We start from the raw sequence: 1,198 nt of genomic DNA, 5'->3' as shown, positions 1-1,198 counted from the left end.
GGTAATCCCCCCGAAAATCCGGGGTGCTCATAAGTAGAATTTTCTCGTATCTTGCACGCAGGAGGTTCTACATGAAAACATCACGCTTTAGCGATGCCCAAATCATCGCCATCCTCAACCAGGCCGAAGCCGGTTCACCCGTCCCCGAGCTATGCCGCGGGCATGGCATCAGCAGCGCCACCTTCTACAAATGGCGCGCCAAGTTCGGCGGCATGGACGCCTCCCTCATGGCCCGTCTCAAGGACTTGGAAGAGGAAAATCGCCGCCTCAAGAAGATGTATGCCGAGGAGCGCCTCAAGGCCGACATCCTCCAGGAGGCCATGGCAAAAAAGTGGTGACGCCATCTGCCCGACGCGAGATGGCCACCCAGGCGGTCGCTCACTGCGCCATCTCCATCCGGCTCGCCTGTCGGGTGTTCGGGGTCAGCGAAGGCTGCTATCGCTACCAACCGGTGCTGGCCGAAGAGAACCAGCTCATCGCCGACTGGCTGCTGCGTATCACGACCAGCCAGCGCAACTGGGGCTTCGGACTCTGCTTTCTCTATCTGCGCAACGTCAAAGGGTTTGGCTGGAACCACAAGCGGGTGTACCGGATTTATCGGGAACTTGAACTCAACTTGCGGATAAAGCCCAGGAAACGGCTGGTGCGTGCAAAACCGGCAGCGTTGGCAGTGCCTGAAAAACCCAATACCTGCTGGTCGATGGACTTTATGCACGACCAGCTCAGCGATGGCCGCTCGGTGCGGTTGTTCAATGTGATAGATGATTTCAACCGGGAAGCGTTATGTATCGAGGTAGATTTTTCGCTCCCCGCCTTGCGGGTCAAACGGGTGTTGGAGCAGGTGATAGCGTGGCGTGGCAAACCAGCGGCCATCCGCTGTGATAACGGTCCGGAATACATCAGCGAGGAGCTCAAACGCTGGGCGAAACAGCATGACATCACGCTGAACTACATCCAGCCAGGTAATCCGCAGCAGAATGCCTATATCGAGCGGTTTAACCGCACCGTGAGATATGACTGGCTGGGGCATTACTTGTTTGAGTCGCTGGATGAATTGCAGGAATTTGCCACGCAATGGCAATGGGTTTATAACCATGAGCGGCCTAATATGGCGCTGGGTGGCTACACACCAAAACAGCACCTGGCGCGGGCCGCCTGACCTCTACTTTTGAATGCCCCTGAATATGGGAGGATGACC

The 1,198-nt window shown here is 56.7% G+C and carries 1 protein-coding gene; it reads left to right on the top strand.

The features are described 5' to 3' along the window. The first annotated feature begins 71 nt into the window (after window positions 1–71). Window positions 72–1,159, top strand: a protein-coding gene (locus LG30_RS0118680; protein WP_152599372.1) for an IS3 family transposase whose coding sequence is annotated in 2 segments (ribosomal slippage) — window positions 72–324 and window positions 324–1,159 — 1,089 coding nt in all. Because the reading frame shifts where the segments join, the coding sequence is not laid out codon by codon here. Window positions 1,160–1,198 lie beyond the last annotated feature (39 nt).

Source organism: Aeromonas aquatica (assembly GCF_000764655.1).
In the GTDB taxonomy this organism is placed as follows: domain Bacteria; phylum Pseudomonadota; class Gammaproteobacteria; order Enterobacterales; family Aeromonadaceae; genus Aeromonas; species Aeromonas aquatica.
This window is presented reverse-complemented; position numbering and strand designations above follow the sequence as displayed.